The sequence below is a fragment of the Zavarzinia sp. CC-PAN008 genome (genome assembly GCF_051903925.1).
Lineage (GTDB): Bacteria > Pseudomonadota > Alphaproteobacteria > Zavarziniales > Zavarziniaceae.
This window is the reverse complement of sequence record NZ_CP173678.1, coordinates 2,070,639-2,084,037: the sequence shown is the minus strand read 5'-3', so window position 1 is coordinate 2,084,037 and position 13,399 is coordinate 2,070,639. Positions and strand designations below refer to the sequence as shown.

At 68.7% G+C, this 13,399-nt stretch carries 14 protein-coding genes; 11 read left to right on the top strand and 3 right to left on the bottom strand.

Going from position 1 to position 13,399, the window contains the following annotated elements; all coding sequences use genetic code 11:
* The first annotated feature begins 7 nt into the window (after positions 1-7).
* The 6 genes from ACI6GS_RS09725 (at position 8) to ACI6GS_RS09700 (ending at position 4,509) form a co-directional block, all read left to right on the top strand.
* Positions 8-217 (top strand): twin transmembrane helix small protein, encoded by a 210-nt coding sequence (locus tag ACI6GS_RS09725; RefSeq protein ID WP_439817594.1) that lies wholly within the window; start codon positions 8-10, stop codon positions 215-217.
* A complete protein-coding gene (locus tag ACI6GS_RS09720; RefSeq protein WP_439817593.1) occupies positions 217-780 on the top strand; it encodes a cob(I)yrinic acid a,c-diamide adenosyltransferase in 564 nt (187 codons plus the stop codon). The genes ACI6GS_RS09725 and ACI6GS_RS09720 overlap by 1 nt, the downstream gene beginning before the upstream one ends.
* A gap of 266 nt (positions 781-1,046) precedes the next feature.
* A complete protein-coding gene (locus tag ACI6GS_RS09715; protein WP_439817592.1) occupies positions 1,047-1,796 on the top strand; it encodes an electron transfer flavoprotein subunit beta/FixA family protein in 750 nt (249 codons plus the stop codon).
* 1 nt (position 1,797) lies between these two features.
* The gene (locus ACI6GS_RS09710; RefSeq protein WP_439817591.1) at positions 1,798-2,733 is read left to right on the top strand and encodes an electron transfer flavoprotein subunit alpha/FixB family protein; all 936 of its coding nucleotides are present in this window, start codon (positions 1,798-1,800) and stop codon (positions 2,731-2,733) included.
* 96 nt (positions 2,734-2,829) lie between these two features.
* Positions 2,830-3,705 carry a 3-hydroxybutyryl-CoA dehydrogenase gene (locus tag ACI6GS_RS09705; protein WP_439817590.1) on the top strand — a complete coding sequence of 292 codons (876 nt, stop codon included), beginning with the start codon at positions 2,830-2,832 and terminating at the stop codon, positions 3,703-3,705.
* Between the two features lie 33 nt (positions 3,706-3,738).
* Complete coding sequence (locus tag ACI6GS_RS09700; protein WP_439817589.1) at positions 3,739-4,509, top strand: tetratricopeptide repeat protein; 771 nt, start codon at positions 3,739-3,741, stop codon at positions 4,507-4,509.
* A 7-nt stretch (positions 4,510-4,516) separates the two neighbouring features.
* Here the strand turns inward: ACI6GS_RS09700 and ACI6GS_RS09695 are convergent, their stop codons facing one another.
* Entirely contained in the window at positions 4,517-5,341 is an 825-nt protein-coding gene (locus ACI6GS_RS09695) for a class I SAM-dependent methyltransferase (RefSeq protein ID WP_439817588.1), read from the bottom strand.
* A 16-nt stretch (positions 5,342-5,357) separates the two neighbouring features.
* Positions 5,358-6,233, bottom strand: a complete 876-nt coding sequence (locus ACI6GS_RS09690) for an MBL fold metallo-hydrolase (RefSeq protein ID WP_439817587.1) — start codon at positions 6,231-6,233, stop codon at positions 5,358-5,360.
* A gap of 41 nt (positions 6,234-6,274) precedes the next feature.
* On the opposite strand from ACI6GS_RS09690, the gene ACI6GS_RS09685 reads away from it, so the two are divergent.
* The 3 genes from ACI6GS_RS09685 (at position 6,275) to ACI6GS_RS09675 (ending at position 8,314) form a co-directional block, all read left to right on the top strand.
* The gene (locus ACI6GS_RS09685; RefSeq protein ID WP_439817586.1) at positions 6,275-7,033 is read left to right on the top strand and encodes an enoyl-CoA hydratase/isomerase family protein; all 759 of its coding nucleotides are present in this window, start codon (positions 6,275-6,277) and stop codon (positions 7,031-7,033) included.
* Between the two features lie 106 nt (positions 7,034-7,139).
* Positions 7,140-7,466, top strand: coding sequence for a DMT family protein (locus tag ACI6GS_RS09680; protein ID WP_439817585.1), 327 nt, complete (start codon positions 7,140-7,142; stop codon positions 7,464-7,466).
* A gap of 2 nt (positions 7,467-7,468) precedes the next feature.
* The gene (locus ACI6GS_RS09675; protein ID WP_439817584.1) at positions 7,469-8,314 is read left to right on the top strand and encodes a 50S ribosomal protein L11 methyltransferase; all 846 of its coding nucleotides are present in this window, start codon (positions 7,469-7,471) and stop codon (positions 8,312-8,314) included.
* A 113-nt stretch (positions 8,315-8,427) separates the two neighbouring features.
* On the opposite strand, the gene ACI6GS_RS09670 is transcribed toward ACI6GS_RS09675, so the two are convergent.
* Positions 8,428-8,754 carry a DUF1127 domain-containing protein gene (locus tag ACI6GS_RS09670; protein ID WP_439817583.1) on the bottom strand — a complete coding sequence of 109 codons (327 nt, stop codon included), beginning with the start codon at positions 8,752-8,754 and terminating at the stop codon, positions 8,428-8,430.
* A 287-nt stretch (positions 8,755-9,041) separates the two neighbouring features.
* Here ACI6GS_RS09670 and ACI6GS_RS09665 point away from each other — a divergent pair, with 287 nt between their 5' ends.
* Positions 9,042-10,865, top strand: a complete 1,824-nt coding sequence (locus ACI6GS_RS09665) for an aminopeptidase P family protein (protein ID WP_439817582.1) — start codon at positions 9,042-9,044, stop codon at positions 10,863-10,865.
* A gap of 163 nt (positions 10,866-11,028) precedes the next feature.
* The gene (locus ACI6GS_RS09660; RefSeq protein WP_439817581.1) at positions 11,029-13,386 is read left to right on the top strand and encodes a methyl-accepting chemotaxis protein; all 2,358 of its coding nucleotides are present in this window, start codon (positions 11,029-11,031) and stop codon (positions 13,384-13,386) included.
* Positions 13,387-13,399: the final 13 nt, after the last annotated feature.

The following is a 13,399-nucleotide window of genomic DNA, read 5'->3' as shown; positions in this document are numbered from 1 at the left end:
AAACCTGATGGAAGGGCCTTTGTCCTGGCTGCTGCCGATCGTCATCCTGGGCGTCGTGGCCGTGCTGTTCGCCGGGATCTATAACCTGGTGCGCGCCCGCGACACCGAGACGCCAGAGCGCGGCCGGCGGTCACAGATGCTGATGCGCTGGCGCGTCGGCCTGCAGGCGCTGGCCATCCTGGTGATCCTGCTTCTGATGTGGATGGGACAACGCTGATGGTGCGCCTGACCAAGATCTATACCCGCGGCGGGGACAAGGGGCAGACGTCGCTGGGCGACGGGACGCGGGTGCCGAAGCACGACCAGCGCCTGGCCGCCTATGGCACCGTGGACGAGGCCAATGCCGCGATCGGAGTCGTGCGCCTCTACACCACCGGCGAACCCGATGCGATGCTAGGCCGCATCCAGAACGAGATGTTCGACCTGGGCGCCGACCTGGCCCGCCCCGGCGAGACGTTCGACGCCCCCAACGAGTTGCGCATGGTCGAGAGCCAGGTGAAACGCCTGGAGCAGGAGATCGACCGGATGAACGCCTCGCTGGCGCCGCTCAATTCCTTCATCCTGCCGGGCGGCTCCATCGCTGCGGCGCATCTGCATGTCGCGCGCACGCTGACCCGGCGGGCCGAGCGCGAGATGGCCGCCCTGGCCGCGCACGAGGCCGTGAACCCTGCGGCGATGCGTTACATCAACCGCCTCTCCGATCACCTTTTCGTGCTGGGCCGGGCCCTTAACGCCAATGGCGCCAACGATGTCCTGTGGGTTCCCGGCGCCAGCCGCTAAACCCCCAGGACTCCACGGAAAACAGGGAAGCCTGCCGCAATCTTGTGCAGCGGCCGCCTGCTGAGGGGGCAGAATGCCCGTGCCGTTCGCAGCGTCCCGTGCGGCAGGACGCGGGTCGGGGGATTGTGGCCATTCGTTGACACGGCTTGGGCCGCACACATATTGTGCACCGCGTCATGCCGTGCGGCCCGTCTCGTGGTTGCGCGTGATCCCCTCTTGCTGAATAAAGCGCCGGCCATTCTGGGCCAGGTTGGGTGGAGCGACAGATGAAGGTGCTGGTGCCCGTCAAGCGGGTCGTCGACTATAACGTCAAGATCAGGGTCAAGTCGGACAAGACGGGCGTTGATCTGGCGAACGTGAAGATGTCCATGAATCCCTTCGACGAAATCTCGGTCGAAGCGGCACTGCGGCTCAAGGAAGCGGGCAAGGCGACGGAAGTCGTCGCCGTCTCGATCGGTCCCGCCCAGGCGCAGGAGACGATCCGCACGGCACTCGCCATGGGTGCCGATCGCGGCATCCTGGTGAAGGTCGACGGCGAGGTCCAGCCGCTGGCGGTGGCCAAGATCCTGAAGGCGATCGCGGCCGAGGAGCAGCCCGGCCTGATCGTCGTGGGCAAGCAGGCGATCGACGACGACTGCAACCAGACGGGCCAGATGCTGGCGGCGCTGCTGGGCTGGGCCCAGGGCACCTTCGCCTCCAAGATCGACATCGAGGGCGACAGCCTGAAGGTGACGCGCGAAATCGACGGCGGTCTCGAAACCGTTTCGCTCAAGATGCCGGCCGTCGTGACCAGCGACCTGCGCCTCAACGAGCCGCGCTATGCCAGCCTTCCCAACATCATGAAGGCCAAGAAGAAGCCGATCGCGGAGAAGACCGCGGCCGACTATGGCGTGGACCCGACTCCCACCCTCAAGACCCTGTCGGTCGAGGAGCCGCCCAAGCGCAAGGCCGGCATCAAGGTGAAGTCGATCGAGGAACTGGTCGAGAAGCTGAAGACCGAAGCGGGGGTGATCTGAGATGACGAGCCTGGTCCTGGCCGATCATGACGGGTCGGCGCTGAAGGCGGCAACGCTCAACACGATCACGGCGGCAACCCAGATGGGCGGCGACGTCCACGTCCTGGTTGCCGGCTCGAATGTCGGTGGCGTCGCCGACGCGGCCGCGAAGGTCGCGGGCGTCGCCAAGGTCCTGGTCGCCGATGCCGCGACCTATGACCATTTCCTGGCCGAGCCGGTGGCGGCGCTGGTCGTCGACCTGGCCAAGTCGTACGACGCCGTGCTGGCGCCCGCGACCTCGGTCGGCAAGAACATCCTGCCGCGCGTCGCTGCCCTGCTCGACGTCTCGCAGATCTCCGAGATCCTGAAGGTCGTCTCCGCCGACACGTTCGTTCGGCCGATCTACGCGGGCAATGCCTTCGCCACGGTCCAGTCGGCCGACGCCAAGAAGGTGATCACCGTGCGCGCGACCGCTTTCCCGGCGGCGGCGACGACGGGCGGCACCGCGGCGATCGAGGCCGTCGGCGCCGTTGCCGACCCGGGCCTGTCGTCCTATGTCGGGGCGGAACTGTCGAGCAGCGAGCGGCCCGAGCTGACCAGCGCCAAGATCGTCATCTCCGGCGGTCGTGGCATGCAGTCGGGCGACAATTTCCACCTGCTGGAAAAGGTGGCGGACAAGCTGGGTGCAGCCGTTGGCGCCAGCCGCGCCGCGGTCGATGCCGGCTTCGTGCCCAACGACTATCAGGTCGGCCAGACGGGCAAGATCGTCGCCCCGCAGCTGTACATCGCGGTCGGCATTTCGGGCGCCATCCAGCACCTGGCCGGCATGAAGGACAGCAAGGTCATCGTCGCCATCAACAAGGACGAGGAGGCGCCGATCTTCCAGGTCGCCGACTATGGCTTGGTGGGTGACCTCTTCAAGCTCCTGCCCGAGCTTGAGCAGGCGCTGGCGAAGTAGGCCGGGCCTGAAACGGACCACGGGACTGATCTTGACTGACCATAGCCTGCGGGCGCACCCCGCCCGCAGGCAGCCTCTGGCGGAGGGCAAAGCTTCATGGTGATCCAGAAGGTCGGCGTCATCGGAGCGGGGCAGATGGGCAATGGTATCGCCCATGTCTGTGCCCTCAACGGATTCCAAGTCCTGCTCTCCGACATTGACGAGGCCCGGGTCAAGGCGGCGCTGGACGTGATCGAGGGCAATCTGCGCCGCCAGGTCAGCCGCGGCCACATCAAGGACGAGGACCTGGAGCGCACGCTGCGCAACATCACGCCGACCGTCGGACTCGACGCCTTTGGCGAGGTGGATTTCGCGATCGAGGCGGCGTCCGAGGATGAGGCGGTCAAGAAGTCGATCTTCCGCGCCCTCTGTCCCAAGCTGAAGCCGGATGCGCTGATCGCCTCCAACACGTCGTCGATCTCGATCACCCGCCTGGCTTCGACCACGGACCGCCCGGAGCGGTTCATGGGCATGCATTTCATGAACCCGGTCCCGGTGATGCAGCTGGTCGAGCTGATCCGCGGCATCGCGACGGGCGAGGACACGTTCCAGACGGTCCGGGAAATGACGGTGAAGCTGGGCAAGACCCCGGCCAATGCCGAGGACTTCCCGGCCTTCATCGTCAACCGCATCCTGCTGCCGATGATCAACGAGGCGGTCTATACCCTGTACGAGGGCGTGGGCACGGTCGAGGCGATCGACACCGCCATGCGGCTGGGCGCCAACCACCCGATGGGGCCGCTGCAACTGGCCGACTTCATCGGCCTGGATGTCTGCCTCTCGGTGATGCAGGTGCTCTATGACGGGCTGGCCGATTCCAAGTACCGCCCCTGCCCGCTGCTGGTGAAGTATGTCGAGGCCGGGTGGCTGGGCCGCAAGGTCAAGCGCGGCTTCTACGACTATCGCGGCGAAGTCCCCGTTCCCACGCGCTGACCGGCCAGCGCGGCCGGAGCCATGGCTTCGCGGATGCGTATCCTTTCCCCCGCGCCGGTCCTTCTCCTGGCCCTGGTCCTGATGCCCGGTGCGATGCGCCCTGTGTGGGCCGCAACGTCGAGCGAGCAGTACGACGCCTGCATCGCCGCCACCCAGGACAATCCTGCGGCAGCCCTGGCGACCGCCCAGGCCCTGGTGTCACGCGGCGGGGGTCAGCCGGCCGAGCACTGCCTGGCCCTGGCGGAGGTCGCGACCGGCAATCCGCGTGAGGGGGCGGCGCGCCTGGAACGGCTGGCCGAGCAGACCGGGAGCGAGATGAAGCCGGCCATGTGGGCCCAGGCCGGCAATGCCTGGATGATCGCCGGCCTTTACAACGATGCCGAGCGCGCCTTCACCCAGTCGCTGAAGCTGCGCCCCAACGACGTCGACACCATCGTGGATCGCGCCGGCGCCCTGGCCGCCGCCAATGACTGGGTCCTGGCCAGCGCCGCCTTGACCAAGGCGATCGTCCTGGCGCCGGGACGGGCCGACCTGTTGCGCCTGCGAGCCACGGCCTACCGCCGTGCCGACCAGCCCGAGGCCGCGGCCCTGGATATCGACCGGGCCCTGCAACTGGCGCCACAGGATCCGGATGCATTGCTGGAGCGCGGCCTGCAGCGGGCCGAGCGCGGCGAGCGCGACAGCGCGCGCCAGGATTTCGAGGCAGCCCTTCGCCTGTCGCCGGAGGGCGATGCCGGGGCGACGGCGGCGATCAACCTGCAGAACCTGGACAATCCCCTGCCCCTGCAGGACGGCGCCGAATAGCCAGGCTTCAGCAGCGCTCCAGCCAGAGGCTCGTCTCGAATGCACCGTCCACCAGGGGGAGGTGCGCAATCGGTGTGCGGGCCAGCTCCGCCGCCATGCGCGTCACCGCCCAGCGGCTGGAGAACAGAGGGCGGAAGCCGTTGCCGAGGAGCGGCGCCAGCGCCTGCTGTTCGTTGTAGCCACGCCACGTCCAGGCGGCGGGATAGGGCTCCGGCAGGAAGATGTCGTGGACATGGATCAGCACGCCGGGCGGCAGGGCGGGCAGGACGGCCGTGAACAGGTGATCGACGTCGCTACCCGGCATCAGCACGTGGCTGCTGTCGACCACCAGGATGTCGCCCATCCCCAGCCCCGCGAAGACACGGCTGCCCGCCCCCTGAAGTGTCTGCCGCACGAAGCGCACCGGCAGGCCGTCGATCGCGGCGCGTGGCGCGGGATCGATGGCGATATGCTCGCATGGCACCTGGTGGTCCTGCAGGGCGCGCACGATGAAGCGGGTGGAATGGCCGGAGCCGATCTCCACGATGCGCCTGGGCCGCCGCGTCGCAACCAGGGCATAGAGGACGGCAGCGTCCAGGCGGGGGAACCAGTCCTGGCTCCAGCGCGGCGCCGGCGCAGGATCGTCGGCACCGATTGCCTCAAGCGAGGCGGCGACGTCAGCGACCGCCTGAAGCACGGCGCGGAACGCCGGTTCCTGGGCGGAGAAGAGTGCCTCGAGCCATGGTCGCGCCGGCTCGACCGCGGCATCGGCGTGCCGCGCCGGGATGAACCAGCCGCGCTGCGCCAGGCCGGTCAGCGTGGCCAGCCCAAAGGCCAGCCCCCGCAGCGTCACGGGCGGCCCACGGCGATCATGGCAACAGGATCAGCCCCTCGCGCGCCAGGACCGGCTCGGGCCCCTCCGCTCCGGGCGCGGTTGCCGCCAGCTGGCTCCCGATGCGATCCAGGAAATCGTCGTCATGCCGGGGGTCGTGGTGGAACACGACATAGGTCTTCACCTGTTGCCGGCAGCACAGATGCAGGCCGTCCTCCCAGCTGGAATGGTCGCCCTCCCAGTGTTCCGTATCGACATGGGACGCATCAAAGATCGCGATGTCGGCGCCGCGCAGCAGGTCAGCCACCGCGGCGGAGGGTGCCTCCGGCCGATGCTCTGCATCCGTGATGTAGGTGACGACCTTGCCGCCATATTCGATACGGTAGCCGACGCTGGGCCCGCCTGGACGGGTGGCGGCCGAATGGACCCACAGGCCGGGACGAAGCTCGATCGCGTCGCCCATGCGGAAGTCGCGATAGTCGACCGCCGCGTTGAAGACATCGGGTGACACCGGGAAAAGCGGCGGCACCATCAGGTCGTAGAGCACCTGGCGCGCGCTGCGTCCGCTGTCCCCATGCCGCCCGACCCACAGGCGGAAAGCATTGCGCGGGGAGAACAGCGGCTTGAAGAAGGGCAGGCCGCAGACATGGTCGAAATGCGAATGGCTGAGCAGGATGTCGGCATCGACCGCATGCCCGTTCAGGTCGTTGCCCAGGTGCCGGATGCCGGTCCCGGCATCGAGCAGGAGCAGGTGTGGCCCGCACCGTACCTCGACACAGGCGGTGTTGCCGCCATAGCGCAGCGTCTCCGTCCCGGCGCAGGCCATGCTGCCGCGCACACCCCAGAACCGGACCAGGACCTGCCCCGATTCGGTGTGGATGTCGGGCTCCATCGTTTCAGGACGCCTGTTCATGGGCGTAGCTTGCCATGAGACGGCACAGCACAATAGCGGGCATGCACCAGCCGATTCTCCTCGACATTGACGGCCCCGTGGCGCGGATCACTCTGAACCGGCCGGAAAAGCACAATTCCCTGGGGGTCGATGACCTGGCGCTGTTCGAGCAGCACCTGGACGCAATCGCCCTGGCCGAGGGCATCCGCGTGGTGATTCTCTCGGGCGGCCGCTCGCGCAGCTTCTGCTCGGGCGCGTCGCTGGGTGAGCTGGGCGTGCGCGACTGGTCGAAGGGCCCGCTGGAGCGGGTGGTCGAGCGGCTGGAGGCGGTGCGCGTGCCGGTGATCGCCAGCCTGAACGGCGGCGTGTTCGGCGGCGGGGTCGAGGTGGCGCTGGCCTGTGATTTCCGGATCGGCGTCCATGGCATGCGCGCCTTCGTACCGCCTGCGCGGATCGGCATCCACTATCCTGTCAGCGGCCTGCACCGCTTCGTCGAGCGCCTGGGCCTGAACGTGGCCAAGCGCCTGCTGCTGGCGGCGGAGGAATTCGACGACGCCGAGATCCTGCGCGTGGGCCTGGTCGATCGCCTGGTCGACCCTGCGGCCCTGGATGCCAGCGTGGGCGCGCTGGCGGAGCGGCTTGCAGGACTGGCGCCGCTGTCGCTGGCGGGCATGAAGGCCAGCCTGAACGCCATCGCCCGGGGCACCCTGGACGAGGGCGCGGCGCACGCGGCCATGGCGGCCTGCTTTGCCAGCGCAGACTTCCGCGAAGGTCTGGCCGCCCATGCCGAGAAGCGCAAGCCGCGCTTCGAGGGACGTTGAGGCCGGCGCCGGGAGGCCTCTGCGCGCAGTCTGCGTCCTGCTGGCCTTTGACGGCCGCCCGCAGTCGTGGCCATTGAAGCGCAGTCCCATCGAGGTCAGCGCCACCATGCCGACGATCCTGCTTCTGGTCGCATCAAACGTCTTCATGACCTTTGCCTGGTACGGTCACCTTAAGTACCGCGATGTCGCCCTTTGGAAAGTGATCCTGATCGCTTGGGGCATCGCATTCTTTGAGTACTGCCTGATGGTGCCTGCCAACCGCATGGGCTATGGCACATTCACGGCGGGCCAGCTCAAGGTGATCCAGGAGGTCATCACCCTGGGAGTTTTCGCAATCTTTTCCGTCGCATGGCTGGGAGAAGGCCTCCGCTGGGGGCACCTTGGTGCCTTCATCTGCCTGCTGGGCGCGGTCTACTTTATTTTCAAGTGGTAAACATGTCCTTATGGCGCGCCAGCGTGATCGTCACCACCGCCCAGGTGAACGCGGCCGAGGCCGCCTGCGCCCTGGACGCCCTGGCGATCAGCACGTTCGAACACGGCCCCGATTGGCGCGTGGAAGCCCTGTTCGAGGACGAGCCCAGCCGCGACGGCCTGGCCGCCGGCCTGGCCGCGGCGGGGATCGACGATGTGTCGAGCCTTGAGGTCGGCCCGGTCGAGGCCCGCGACTGGCTGGCGGAGGCGCACGAGCATGCGGCCCCACGCCGGCAGAGCCGCTTCTGGATTGCCGAGGAACGGGGCGAGCCGGCGCCGCCCGGCACGCTTCCCATCGTCGTCGACGCGGTCCATGCCTTTGGCACCGGGCGCCACGGCACCACAGCCGGCTGCCTGCTGGCGCTGGAGGACATCGCCCGGCGGCGTCGGATCCCGCGCATGCTGGACCTGGGCTGTGGCAGCGGGATCCTGGCCATCGCCGGCGCGCGCCTGTGGCACGGCCACGTCGTCGCCGTCGATATCGATCCCCTGTCGGTGGCGGCGACCGCGCGCAACGCACGGGCCAGCGGCGTGCGGCTGACCTGCTTCGCCGCCGATGGTGCGGCGGAGTATCGGTTGAAGGCGCAGCGCCCCTTCCCGCTGATCGTGGCCAACATCCTGGCGCGACCGCTGGTCCTGCTGGCGCCCGGGATCATGCAGCGCCTGGCACGCGGCGGCACGCTGGTCCTGTCGGGCCTGCTGGTGAAGCAGGAGAACCAGGTCCTGCACGCCTATCGCGAACAGGGACTGGTCTTTCGCGCGCGGCGGCGCATCGGCGACTGGTCGACGCTGGTGCTGCAGCGCCCCTGACATCCGCGGCAGGGCGCCAGGGGGCAATCGCCCCTGGACATGAAAACGGCCCCGACAGCAGGGATGTCGGGGCCGCCTTGTCTGGCGTCCTGCCGTCTGGTCGGCCGTCGCGATCAGGCCGCGAGGCGCGGCCTGGCGACGACACCGTCCGCGTCGTTCGCCTGGGCATCGAAGGCCGACGCCGCGATGACGACGGCGCCCACGGGCTCCGCCCGGTTCGCCACGACATCGCCGATGTCGGACCGCACCAGGCCGATATCGGCCAGCATGCGATCGTCCAGCGCGTCCAGTTCGGCAAAGGTCCGACGCTTCTCGAACCAGGTGCCAAAGCCATCAATCACGGCGTTGATGCCATGGCTGAAGGCTCGCACCGCGTCGATCATGACGTCGGCCACTCCAGTCACCGGCAATTGCCATGCCTCGACTGCAACATTGACCACACCGACGTCCTGAGCGCGAGCAGATGAATTCTGCGGGCGGGACGCCGTGGTCAGGAACTTGCTCATTTTCGCTCTCCTGATCAGGCGCTGTCCACGAGCGGGAATGTAGGCGTCCCGGCCCATTTCAGTCAGGGGGTGCAGTGCAGCATAGACCTGCGTCCGCCGCATGAGCGGACGTCGAGATGGCACATTTCCACATGACTGTAACCCAATCGCAACCAATCGCGCGCAGGATCGGCAAGCGTGGCGCAATGCCCCTCCCTGGCGACTTGCGCTAGACTGGCGGCATGACGCCGCTCGACGATGCCCCCGCCACCCTGGCCCCCCTTCCCCATGCCGCCCGGCTTGCCCTGCTGCGGGCGGAGCTGGCGCGTCAGGACCTGCACGGCTTCCTGGTCCCGCTGGCGGACGAGCATCAGGGCGAGTACATCCCGCCCAGCACACAACGCCTGGCCTGGCTGACGGGTTTCGGCGGGTCGGCCGGCCTTGCCATCGTGCTGGCGGACCGGGCCGCGATCTTCGTCGACGGTCGCTACACCCTGGCCGTGCGCGACCAGGTCGACGCCGCGCTGTTCACCCCGCGCCATGTCACGGACGAGCCGCCGCGGGCCTGGTTGGCTGAGGGGCTGAAGGGCGGCGAGCGCATCGGCTATGACCCATGGCTGCACACCCGCGGCCAGTTGGCCCCCATCGCCGAGGCGGCGCACAGGGCGGGTGCCGAGCTGGTCGCCGTGACGCGCAACCCGATCGACGCCGTCTGGGCCGACCGACCGGCCCCGCCCACGGCCCCCGCGATGGCGCAGCCGCTGGATCATGCCGGTGTCGATTCCGCGACCAAGCGCCTGAAGCTGGGTCAGGACCTGGCGGCGGAAGGCGTGCAGGCGGCGGTGCTGACGGCCCCGGACTCGATCGCCTGGCTTCTGAACCTGCGGGGTGGCGACGTGCCCTGCAACCCTCTGATGCTGGCCTTTGCCATCCTGGACTCGGATGGCGGCGTCGACCTGTTCGTGGACCCGGCCAAGCTGGACGCTACCCTGCGCAGCCACCTGGGCAACGCCGTGCGCCTGCACCCGCCGGGCGACTTCGTGGCGGCGCTGGAGGCGCTGGGGGCAGCCGGCGCCGTCGTGCGGGTCGACCCAACGACGGCCGCGACCCTGATCCTGGATCGGCTTGAGGCATCGGGCGCACGCCTGTCGCAGGGCCTGGATCCCTGCCTGCTGCCCAAGGCGCGCAAGAACCCGGCAGAGATGAAGGGCACCCGCAACGCCCATGCACGCGACGGTGCGGCGCTGACGTGCTTCCTGCACTGGCTGTCGACCCGCCCGCCGGCGGAGTTGCCGGACGAGTTGGGCGCCGTTGCCCGGCTGGACGCCTTCCGCGCGGCGCACGGCTGGTACCGCGGCATGAGCTTCGACACGATTGCCGGCTTTGGTCCCAATGGCGCGATCGTGCACTACCGCGCCACGCCGCAGACCAGCCGGCAGCTGGTGCCGGGAAACCTGTTGCTGGTCGACTCGGGCGCCCAGTACCCGGACGGCACGACCGACGTCACCCGGACCATCGCCATCGGCACGCCCTCGCCCGAGCATCGCGACCGCTACACCCGCGTTCTGAAGGGGCATATCGCCCTGTCGGCGGTGCGCTTCCCCAAGGGGACGACGGGATCGCAACTGGACGCGCTGGCCCGGGCGCCATTGTGGGCGGCGGGCCTGGACTATGACCATGGCACCGGCCATGGCGTCGGCAGCTATCTGTGCGTGCACGAGGGTCCGCAGCGCATCTCCAAGATCGCCAGCACGGTGGCGCTGGAGCCGGGCATGATCGTCTCGAACGAGCCCGGCTACTACAAGGCCGGCGCCTATGGCATCCGGATCGAGAACCTGATCGCGGTGGCCGAGGCGGCGGCCCCGGTCGGTGCCGAGAAGCCGATGCTTGGGTTCGAGACGCTGACCCTGGCCCCCTATGACCGGCGCCTGGTTGAGACGACCCTGCTGACGCCGGATGAGCGGTCCTGGCTCAATACCTATCATGCACGCGTGCGTGGCGTGCTGACGCCGCTCCTGCCGGTAGAGGCGGCCCGCTGGCTGGAGGACCAGACGGCCCCGTTGTGACGGAGGACCCCTGCCGAGTGCACCAAAGCATTGATCTGCAACAAGGTTCACAACCCGGCACAAGCGCTCAGTACACGAACATGACGGTCGACATTAATCTGCTGGTAACCTCAGAAATATACTTCCGGTTCTGAACCAACTCTCAGCCGGAGCCGGTGCCCTCATGGCCGCAATCCAGGACCTGAAGATCGCGACGCGCCTTTCGGCGCTGATCGTGCTGTTGCTGCTTCCGATTGCGTACCTGATGTTCGCCCTGGTCACCGAAAAGCAGATCGCGATCGACTTCGCGGAGGCCGAGAACACCGGCAACCACTACGTCCAGAAGATCCAGCACGTGATGGACCAGACGGCCCAGCGCGAAATGGGCATGCCCGCGACCGGGCTGGAGGAAGCCATTGCCGCCCTGAAGGCGGTGGCGACGGAATACGACGCGGCGCTGGGGACGCAGGCGGTTTCGAAGGCAGCGCTCGATGCCCTCGCCGGGTCGGGCGACTACACGACCGTCGCACCGGCGCTGCTGTCGCTTGTCGGTGCCGTGGCCGACGGGTCCAACCTGACGCTCGATCCCGACCTGGACAGCTACTATGTCATGGACCTGGTCACGACCAAGCTGCCCACGATCCTGGACCTGACCACCCGCCTTCAGCTGCTGCAGAAGACCCATGGCGAGGGCGAGGCGCATGAGCGGGCCGAGCTTCTGATCCTGGGTGCGCTGGACACCGCGCTGGCCGCATCCAATACCGACATCCAGAAGGCGACTGGGGCCAACGCGCTGGTCCGGGAGCGCCTGAACAACCGCTATGGCGCGATGATCGCCGCGGAGCAGCAGCTGCGCGAGGGAATCAAGGCCGGCGCCCCGACGCAGGCGGCGCAGCAGGCCCTGCTGAAGGCGATCGAAGCCCTGTGGGTTGAGGCCACCGATGTCCTGGACGTCCTGTTGCAAACCCGCATCGGCCGCCTTGAAGCGAAGATGATCGAGGCCCTGGCCGTGTCGATCACGCTGGTCCTGCTGGCGCTGGGCCTGTTGATCGCCATTTCGCGCTCGATCACCCGGCCGTTGGCGACGCTGACCGCCACCATGATCCGGCTGGCCCGGGGCGAGCTTGACCTGGACGTGCCCGGCGGCACGCGCAAGGACGAACTGGGCGAGATTGCTCGCGCCGTGGTCGGGTTCCGCGACGCAGCGCAGGCACGCGGCCGGGAGGAGGCTGCAGCCGCAGCCGAGGCCCGGCACCAGCGCGAGCAGGAAGAGGCCGCCGCGGCTGCGCGCGATGCGGCCGAGCGCAAGGCGCAGGAGGACCAGCACCAGCGCGCCGCCGCGGCCGCGCGGGCCGCCGGCCTGCGCGAGATGGCCGACGCGGTCGAATCCCATACCGGTCGCGCCGTCGCCCAGGTGGCCGACAGCATGACCAGGGCGGCCGATACCGCGACCGGCATGTCACAGGCGGTGAGCCATGTCAGCGCCAACGCCCAGAACGTCGCAGCCGCCGCCCAGCAGGCCCTGGCCAATGCCCAGACCGTGGCCAGTGCGACCGAGGAGTTGAGCGCGTCCATCGCCGAGGTGACGCGCCAGGTGGTGCTGTCCGCCGACATCAGCGACGCGACCAGCAGGATGGGCAGCGGAACCGCGGACAAGATTGCCGCCCTGAATACCGCGGTGGAGGGCGTGGGCCGTGTGATCCAGCTGATCTCCGACATCGCCGCCAAGACCAACCTCCTGGCGCTGAACGCCACGATCGAAGCCGCGCGCGCGGGCGAGGCGGGGCGCGGCTTCGCCGTCGTCGCGGCGGAGGTCAAGACGCTGGCCAACCAGACCGCCCGCTCTGCCGACGAGATCAACCAGATGATCTCCACCATCCAGGTGGCGACGGACGAGGCCGCGGGCGCCGTCAACGCGATCGTCGGCCGGATCGCCGAACTGCGCGGTGCGTCCGTCTCGATCGCCAGCGCCATGGAGGAGCAGAACGCGGCCACCGCCGAGATCGGCCGCAATGTCAGCGACTCGGCCGAGGCCGCGCGCGAGGTGGCGCGCCGCATCGCCGACGTCTCGCGGGAGGCCGACCGCGCCGGCGACTTGGCCCACGAGGTCAAGGACCTGTCGGCCGAGGTGGCGACGCGGATCGATGCGCTGAAGTCCGCCGTGGTCGAGTCCGTCCGGTCCGCGGCCCCGGAGGTCAATCGCCGTTCCGAGCCGCGCCACCGCGTCGAGGTGGCGGGCCACCTCTACGAGGGCACGGCCGGATCGGTCCGCGCGGGCGGCGTCGCCCAGTCGGTGCTGGTCGTCGACATCTCGCGCCATGGCGCGTTCCTGATCGTGCGCGACGACGGCGCCGCTCCGAATGCCAGCACCGGCGTGCTGGAGGTGCCGGGCCTTGCGGCATCGCCCGCCTTCGACATCGTCGCGCGGCGCGGCCAGGAACTGCATGCCCGCTTCCGCTTCGCGGACGAGGGCGAGGAACGCAAGACGATCCAGGCGGTGGATCGCTTCGTCAGCGCCAACGGGATGGCGCTGGCCGCGTGAACCAAGGCCTTAC